This window comes from Bradyrhizobium sp. (genome assembly GCF_049586575.1).
Taxonomy (GTDB): domain Bacteria; phylum Pseudomonadota; class Alphaproteobacteria; order Rhizobiales; family Xanthobacteraceae; genus Bradyrhizobium.
Genome location: NZ_JBAVCF010000337.1, coordinates 1 through 8,247, shown reverse-complemented (window position 1 = coordinate 8,247; position 8,247 = coordinate 1). Strand labels below are relative to the sequence as shown.

Genomic DNA, 8,247 nt, shown 5'->3' with positions numbered 1-8,247 from the left:
CGCTTCGGTCGAACGCTTCATGATGTTCTCCGTTGGCTCGTTTGATCACGGTCAACACCGGATCAATAGCAGCCGTTTCGACAGGAACATTCGACGGAGGTCGAAGTGTCAAAGCTGTGAAGGTGAGGTTGGGGTGGCCGAGGTCGTGGGCAATCCACTCAAGCGCGTCCGGCATTCCGTGTGCCCTCTTGACGACACGATGCATCGCTCGGGCACACAAAACGTGCGGCGGGAATGCTAAGTCACGGCGTTACACCGTCTTGGGTGTGACGCCTGATGTTTGATATGCGAAACTGGGGCTGGCATGCCACCCAAAGCCCGTCAGGGCGCAGGCCGACGGAGAGGGAGGGATTGCCGTGCCGCCGCAAGACGGCTAATATAATCAGATACTTATTAGAAATCCGAGGACGCGATATATACCATCTCGTGCTGCACAATCGACCCTCGCCGCGACAAAGTGCTTTCCGGATTCTCTGAATTATCTGCCCGCGGCGGTGTTACATTGATGCGAGCACTCCCCATTACTGAATTTCGGAATTTACTTATGGTCTTTTAGCACGGGCATCTTTCGCTTCGCCCGGCATCGCGAGGATTTCATGGCCGATCGCGCGCGCAATAAGGACGGACTGGGCAAAGCCGTTGCGTTTAACGTGATCACGCCGATGAACCGCTTCGGAACCTGGGTGGTCAGCCTGGTGCTCTGGATATTCGATCGCCGGAAATCGACTCAAAACACCGCCAAGGCGCTGGCGTTTCTGCCGTTCGTTCACTGGGTCGTCGTCAAGCGCAATTGCTTTCCGCATCTGGATGACCAGCAGCCAACGGAAAAACTGAATTACGATTATCTGTTCTTTCTGAGCACGTTCAACGGCCCGTGGAGCCCGTACATCGAGGCGTTCGCCGACGTGCTCTACGTACCTCTCGACATCGTATGGTTTTGGAGCATCGGGTATCCCTTGGCCCGGCCGGTCGGACCGCTCAAGGCCTATATCCAGCGCAACCAGGTGGAGTCGGATCATTCGTATAGCGCCTATCCGGGCGCGTCCGTACGAGACGTCCGTGCGGGCCTCGAATTACGCAGCCAGCTCGACGAATTTGCGGAAGCCTCTCGCGAGCTGTCGCCCGAAAGATTTGCGGTCGAATTCAATCGTCTTCTCGTAGGTGTGCAGAACAAGCTTGGAACGTTCGGTCCCGTGCCGGAGTAGCAGGCTGGTCGAGCGGAGTGCGTGCGGATGGCAAATCAAAACGGTTCGAAATACGGCTTCACGGGTCTATTCCCCATCGGCAAAGGGCAATCGGCCGACTTGCGCGCGCATCTGCGCTCGCTGGACGACAAGCAACGCTACCCTCGCGGCTCGCCGTTGAGCGACGTGCCGATCGTTCATATGGCGCGGTTTGTTATCATTGACCGGCTGACCTATCAGGGAACGCCGGCGAAGGCCGATGCTCTCAAGTCACCCTATCTGCTGTTCGTGTGCGACTTCGATGGACGAAGCATTGATGCTCTGGTCCAGGCAATGGTCGAGAATATTCCGGACCAGGTAACCGCCATTTGGGATCACTGCATTCGCTTTCCGGGCATCCGGAGCCGCGATCAACTCTCGGCATATTTTGAACAATGCCAGCTCACGACCAACCTTCTTCTGGCTGACCAGCCCGAGGCGAGCGTAAGCGACATTCTCAAGGGACTGATATCCCGCCGCCGCTTGGGCGATTTCATAAAACAGGTTCAAAGCAGGCCGCCAGATCCGGCACAGCTCCAGCGCGACTTCTTGCAGATGTGGCGAACCCTGCAAACGGAGATGCCGCGCCCGGGAGAGTTGTGACCACGTCGCGATGAAAGTGAGACCTGCGATGCTCGACCTTTCCAACATTCAAGGCAATATTCTCCTGGGCTACGCTTCCTTTCCACATGCACGGTTTCTGTACCTCGGCATCCGTAGCGCGGACGATGCCCGGGCATTGGTGCAGCGGCTTCTGAATACAGACTCGATCACGCCGGCGCAGTGGGACGCAAAGCCGGACACCACACTCAATCTCGCCCTGACTTTCAACGGACTGCGGGCCTTTGGAGTGCCGGAGGAGAGTCTCGCTACTTTTCCGGCTGAATTCCAGGATGGAATGAAGGCTCGTGCGAAGCTGCTCGGGGACGTCGGCGAGAGTTCGCCCGAGAAATGGGATGAGCCCTGGACGACGAGCCAGGTACACGTCCTGGTCATGATCTACGGCAAGACGGCGGATGTGCTCGAGGCGCGTTGCCAAGCGTTCAGGGAGATGTTGCCGTCGGGGATCGAGGAATTGGGGCATCAACCCGCCGGACTTCTGTGCATCGACGGCGAGACTACGCGCAGGGAGCACTTTGGCTTTGTCGATGGGTTGAGCAACCCGAGCGTCGAGGGAGTGCACGGCGAGGGAAAGGCGAGAGCACGCGAAGACATTGGTAATCCCGATGGCAAGGGGGGATTTCGCAAAATTCCGGTGGGCGAGTTCATTCTCGGTTACCCAGGCGAAGGTGGCGAGCTTGCTCCTATGCCGCAGCCGAGCCTTTTGGCGGAGGATGCGACCTATCTCGTCTTCCGGAAGCTCGAACAGAACGTGCAGGCGTATCGCCGCTATCTTGACGAGCAAGTGGCCTCGTTTACCCAGGCACTTCCCGACGGTGTCCCAGCCGGCGCTACTGCGCGGGAATTTCTGGCTGCCAAGATGATGGGACGGTGGCAGGATGGATCGTCGCTGGTCAAACATCCGAATGAACCCGCAAACGATACCGGGAATACATTCGGATACGCCGGCGATCCCGCGGGGGCACGATGTCCGCTGGGAGCGCACGTGCGCCGCGCCAACCCGCGTGACGCGCTGGGGTTCGGCGGCCGAACGATGAGCCGGCGCCGGTTGATTCGACGCGGAATCGCGTACGGCAAATATCTACCGCCCGGCCAGCAGGATGAAGAAAGGCGCGGCATCATCTTCATCGCATTCAATTCCGGGTTCGATCAATTCGAGTTCGTGCAGCGCGTATGGATGAACTTCGGCGATGATTTCCAACAGGGCAATGACACCGACCCCATTGCCGGCAGTCGTAAGGAGGGAAGGATGATGATCCCGGGCGACGAAAAAACGGGGCGACAACCATTTATTTGTTTCGACATTCCGAGCTTCGTCGAAACCAGGGGCGGCGATTATTTCTTTGCTCCAAGCCTGACCGGACTGAGCCTCTTGGCCTCCGGCCGGGTCCAGACATCATGAACCGGCCACGCACCCAGCGGCCGTTCGACCATCCGGCAAGCCGGCCCAGATTCGCGACGCGCCTGCTGGGAGACCAGCCTGCCAGTCTGTTGTTTCACGGACTGCGGCGTGCGCGACAATTCGGACAAATGCTCTTCCAGATCGTGCGGCCGGCTCCGCCGCGCACTGCTGTAAGCTCGGAGGAAACGCAGGCACGATACAAGGAGCTTGCGAATTCGCTGCCGGAGCTGCCGGACCGGCCGCCGCTGACCAAATTTGAGTATGCCGCGCCAGACGAGGCAACCTTGATCAGGCGGATGGCGTTGCTCGCCGCGCAAATGGTCATCGATAACTACTGTGCGGCAAAGATCTCGGATCGTTCCGCCAGCGCGATGCGCGATCAGCATGCCAAATCACATGGGTGTGTCGATGCGCAATTCATCGTTCGCGACGATTTGCCGGTTGAGTTCACGACAGAGCTGTTTCGCCCAGGCGTCCGCTATCAGGCCATTGTCCGGTTTTCCAACGGAGTCGGCAGGCAGCAAAGCGACCGGAAACTCGACGCTCGCGGCATGTCCATCAAGCTTCACGGCCTCGATAAGCCGACCCTTCTTCGCACGCTGGCGCCCGGCAAAACACGCGACGGCGAGCATGATTTTGCCCTCAGCAGCTTTCCGGTGTTCTTCTGCAAGAACGTGGTCGATTATTCCGAATTCATGGATACGATCATGGCGCCCCACGCGACCTGGCCGGAACGGTTTCGTTTGGTCACGCGATGGTTCGCATTCATCGCGCGGTATCCTCGGCAACTTTTCTTGTTCCTCCTGACTGGACTGCAAAGCCTGCTGACAATCCGCGATCCGCTTGCCGCCACCTACCATAGCATGTCGCCCTTCTTGTTCGGCGAGGACAACGTTGTGCGGTACGTTGTTGAACCTGCCGGCCGCCGGAGCAACTCCTTTCGGTGGTGGACACCTTTCTCCTGGCCAAAATCGGAGAACTTTCTCCAGGATGCGATGGTGAGTGATCTGGACCCAGCCAGGCCCGGCGATGACGTCGTATTCGATTTCTCGATACGGGTGCGCCACTCAGCCAACTCGGACGATGCCGAGGATGCGTCCCGGTGGTGGACCGCCCCGCTGGATCGAACCGTACGGCTGGGACACATTGCAATTCCGAGGCAGAAGTTCCTGATGCCCAATCGGCTTTACGACTGCCAGCACATGACGTTCAATCCGTGGAACTGCTTGCCGCAGCACAGGCCGCTGGGCAGCGTCAACCGGATGCGGCTTGCAGTTTATCTTGCGTCGCTGCAGGTGCGGCAGAAACTGAATATGGTGTAAACGTGAGCAACCTGGATCGGTCGAGCGAACCTGGACGGCCGCCGCCGGATGTCGAGAGCGACGCTCTGCACCCCGAACGCCGGCAACTCACCGTCGTATTTATCGACATCGTAGGTTCGACGCCTCTAAGTGAGAGGATTGACCCCGAGGAATTCTTCACGGTCATAAAAAATTATCGCGATATCTGTAACGAGGAAATTCGCCGATACGGCGGCCACATCGCCAGAATAATTGGCGACGGATTGCTGGCATATTTCGGCGTGCCTCAGGCGCACGAAAATGACCCCGAACGCGCCGTCCGCGCCTCCCTTGCAATCGTCGCCGCGATCAAGGAACAGACGTTCCCTCTATCGGATGGCACCTTCGTGCGCCTCGGTGTGCGCATCGGGGTAAACACCGGAGTGGTCGTGGTCGGTAGCGTGCCCGGCGAGCCCCCCGATCGCCAGGAAGTGTTCGGAAGCTCGGTGCATGTTGCTGCTCGCCTTCAAACGATTGCGGACGAGAATGGTGTCGTCGTCGGATCGAGCACATACGAGTTGACGCGTGGAACGTTCATCTGCACACCGCTCGGTGGACGACGACTGAAGGGAGTGGAAGGGCCGGTCGAGGCTTGGCGCGTGGACGCCGTTGCGGCCAGCGAAAGCAGGTTCGACAGGGCGCGGGCTTCGCCGCTGCCGCCGATGATCAACCGGGCCGGCGAGAGCGCTTTGCTTGCCGAATTGTGGAAGCTGAGTGCAGCGGGCTCAGGGCGTGTCGGCGTCATAACCGGCGAACCCGGCATCGGCAAATCCCGCCTCATCCGCGAGCTCCGTAGTTCGCTTGCCACATCTCCGGTCGAAGTTCTGTCGTTACAGTGCTCGCCCTTCCACGTTAATACGCCGCTTGCCCCGGAAATCGAGCGGCTGAGGCGCGGAGCGCGCATTCAGGAAGCCGACGACGCCGCGCTATCGCTAAAAAAGTTGCGCTCCCTGTTGGCGAGAGCCGCCCCCGATGTCGAGGACGCTCTCCACTACTACGGAGCTCTGCTGTCGATAGCGGCCTGCGACGAATACGAGCCTGCCGACCTTGGTTCACCCTCTGAGCGCGAGCGTCTTTTTCAGGTCCTCACCGAGGTCCTCATCGCGGCTTCGCGCAAGAGGCCTGTCTTGATGATCATCGAGGACGTCCAGTGGATTGATCCGACGAGCATCGAACTGCTCCAGCGCGTGATAGCTCGCTGCTATTGCGAGCGGGTTCTGATCTTGATCACGCACCGCGATGACTACCAGCCGAGCTGGTTATCGGGCGCAGCGAACCGGCCGATTGCCCTGCAGAAACTGACAACACAGGAATGCGAGCAGATCGTGACGGCCGTCGCGGGCACCGGTTTCATGCCGCGCCGTATTATCAGCCAGATCGTGGAAAGAACCGACGGCGTGCCACTCTTCATCGAGGAGGTCACGCGGTCCGTGGTCGATTCCGGAGCTATCCCGTCCGCCGCTGAAGGCCCCGCGCCGAGCGGGATATTGCCCGACCCCTTGGTGCCCGCAAGCGTCCACGACTCGCTGATGGAGCGCCTCGACCGTCTCGGTCCCGCCAAGCGCGTGGCCCAGATCGCCTCCGTCTTCGGGCGGCAGTTCAGTTATAACGGCATTTCCAGCATACTTCCGGGCAAGGGCGAAACGCTTCAAGACGCGTTGCGAGCGCTGGAGCACGCCGGCATCATTTATCACATCAAGGAAGCACGGCGTTTGCTCTTCGCATTCAACCACGCGATGATTCAGGAGGCTGCCTACTCCTCGCTCCTCAAGGAGGAAAGACGCGAGTTGCACGCGCGCGCAGCCTCGTGGCTGGCTCAGGAGGCCTCGATCGGGGAGAGCAGCTATCCAGCCGTTCTGGGCTATCACTACGCGCGGGCCGGATACATTTCAGAAGCAGTCGAAGCCTGGCTTCACGCGGGCAAATCTGCACTCCAGCGATCCGCCACCAAGGAGGCCGTGGCTCATCTTCGCGAGGGCATTTCGCTGATATCGAAGCTGCCCGCTTCACGGCGACGGGACGAGGTAGAAATCGCGCTGCAGGCCAACCTCGCGATGGCGTACACAGCCAACGCAGGGTGGTCCGATCCGAACGTCTATGGACCATACAGCCGGGCGCTTGAGCTCTGCGCCAGTTGCGGGACCATTCGCGAGAAGTCGACGGTCCTGTGGGGCTCAGCCTTGGCCAAGCTGGTCAACTGCGAACTCACCAGTGGACTCGAACACGCGCAGGATTTCGTTCGGCGGGCCGAGGGGTGGCATGACGACGAGGCCACGCTCATGGCATACACCGCGGCTCTGATTGCCAATTTCTTTCTAGGTCGCCTGAACGAGGCGCGCGAACTGGCTGGCCTGATCAGCGCACATTACAATCCTCGCCGACATGGCAAGCTTGTCCAGGTATATCAACACGACCCGATGATCGTGTCGCTTGTCTATTCGGGACACATCGAATGGCTGTTGGGGCGGCCCAGCCGAGCCAGAGAGTGCTGTCATGCGGCGCGCACGCTCGCGAATGAAATCGGGCACCCTTTCATGCTGGCATTCGTGTCCGTTCTTGGCGTCGGCGATTACTGGTACGAAGGTGACCTTGCGGCCAACCTTGCCAGCGTCGAGCGCGGCCTGAAGGTTGCGAAGGACTACGGCTATCCGATGTACCGGGTCATCGGTCCGCTGTGGGCAACCTCTGCGCTGGCGGCACGAGGCCCCGCGCCGGACGTACTCGACGAGTTGTGCGGCCTGCTCGCCAAGTTACCGGCTGACAATCGATGCATCCAGATGCCTCTCTACCGAATTATGCTCGCCGCGGAATTCGGACGGATTGGGCAGATGGATAGGGCGCGGGCGTTCGCTGCTTTGGCCGAATCTCAGATGGAGCAAACTGGCGAGCTCTGGGCCGCTCCGGAAATTTACCGGATCCACGGAACGCTGCTTTGTCGCGAACCGGGTCGAGACGACCGCGCTGCCGTGCGCCTGTTCAGGCGATCTCTTGCGTCCGCAAGAAAGCTCTGCGCGGTCGGTTGGGAACTGCGAACCGCGATCAGCTTTGCGCGGCTGCTCATGAGTGGAAGCGAAGGCGGACGCGGACACACCGAAGCCCGAGATTTATTGATGTCGACGAGGACAAAATTTGCCCCTACCGAAACCTCTTCGGATCTGCGCGAGGCTGATCAACTTTTGCAGTCTTTAGCTGGATAGACCGGACGACCTGAGGCTGAAGTGATGTTCGCGCTTGCCTATGGCTTCGCGAACATCGTCTGGAACACTATCCGAGACCAGTAGCAGGCCTGTTGATTTTATTGAGCTTGGCGCGCGTGGCGGGCCATGGCCGACGATGATGAGCACTATGTCTATGCCATAGCCCTCTAATCAAATCGAACATTCCCATTTTAGCCTGAGAGGCTTCTGACCTTGGCCGTGATGCTCACGAAGCGACGGCGCCACTCGTCCTCTTCCTCAGCAGCCCCGAGGAATTTGGAAATCGGTCCGTTGTTAGCCCCGCTTGCATGGGGCATTCCGGCAAGAATCCTGTCGTTGGAAATGGCCATGTCCCGGCCAATGCGGATCAGCACCTCCGAAACCATGTCTCCCATAGGAACGATCACCGCATCCGTGAAGAACGAGAGTTCCTCTTTGAGCCATTTTCTCGATCGGTCGAACAG

At 59.5% G+C, this 8,247-nt stretch carries 6 protein-coding genes; 5 read left to right on the top strand and 1 reads right to left on the bottom strand.

The genetic code is table 11. From position 1 onward, the window contains the following. Positions 1–596: 596 nt before the first annotated feature. The 5 genes from WB528_RS13175 (at position 597) to WB528_RS13155 (ending at position 7,783) form a co-directional block, all read left to right on the top strand. Complete coding sequence (locus WB528_RS13175; RefSeq protein WP_423888852.1) at positions 597–1,205, top strand: hypothetical protein; 609 nt, start codon at positions 597–599, stop codon at positions 1,203–1,205. A 99-nt stretch (positions 1,206–1,304) separates the two neighbouring features. Continuing rightward, a complete protein-coding gene (locus WB528_RS13170) occupies positions 1,305–1,826 on the top strand; it encodes a hypothetical protein (RefSeq protein WP_423888851.1) in 522 nt (173 codons plus the stop codon). A gap of 28 nt (positions 1,827–1,854) precedes the next feature. Further along, positions 1,855–3,246, top strand: coding sequence for a Dyp-type peroxidase (locus WB528_RS13165; RefSeq protein WP_423888850.1), 1,392 nt, complete (start codon positions 1,855–1,857; stop codon positions 3,244–3,246). Between the two features lie 296 nt (positions 3,247–3,542). Next, positions 3,543–4,568 (top strand): catalase, encoded by a 1,026-nt coding sequence (locus tag WB528_RS13160; protein ID WP_423888849.1) that lies wholly within the window; start codon positions 3,543–3,545, stop codon positions 4,566–4,568. 2 nt (positions 4,569–4,570) lie between these two features. Then, positions 4,571–7,783, top strand: coding sequence for an AAA family ATPase (locus tag WB528_RS13155; protein ID WP_423888848.1), 3,213 nt, complete (start codon positions 4,571–4,573; stop codon positions 7,781–7,783). 191 nt (positions 7,784–7,974) lie between these two features. Here WB528_RS13155 and WB528_RS13150 read toward each other — a convergent pair. Continuing rightward, on the bottom strand, positions 7,975–8,247 hold a 273-nt coding region (locus tag WB528_RS13150; RefSeq protein WP_423888847.1), incomplete at its 5' end, for a hypothetical protein.